General features: G+C 63.7%; 1 protein-coding gene. It reads right to left on the bottom strand.

Features of this window, described 5'->3' with window-relative positions:
* The coding region (locus tag GYA94_RS26185; protein WP_161893404.1) for a flavin reductase family protein at positions 1-322 on the bottom strand (322 nt) is incomplete at both ends.

Here is a 322-nt window from a genome sequence, read left to right as displayed (position 1 = left end):
CACAGTTCGCACTCGATGACCGCCGTGGCGCCGGCCAGGATCGGGTTGCCCAGCTCGCTGAGGGTCCACTCGATACCGTTGGCCTTGTCTTTGCCTTTCTTGGCGAACGCATAGGCGTGTGCCTGCTGCTCACCCGAGAGCAGGTGAATGGCGAAGCGCTTCTGCTTGATCAGTACCGGGTAGGAGTCGGAGCTGTAGTTGGGGCAGAACAGCACCAGCGGCGGCTCCATCGACAGGGAGGAAAATGCGCTGGCGGTCAGGCCGACGACCGAGCCGTCGTCGTCCAGGGTGGTGATGACGGTAACGCCGGACGGGAAGGAGC

The sequence above is a fragment of the Pseudomonas juntendi genome (assembly GCF_009932375.1).
Classification (GTDB): Bacteria; Pseudomonadota; Gammaproteobacteria; order Pseudomonadales; family Pseudomonadaceae; genus Aquipseudomonas; species Aquipseudomonas juntendi.
This window is presented reverse-complemented; position numbering and strand designations above follow the sequence as displayed.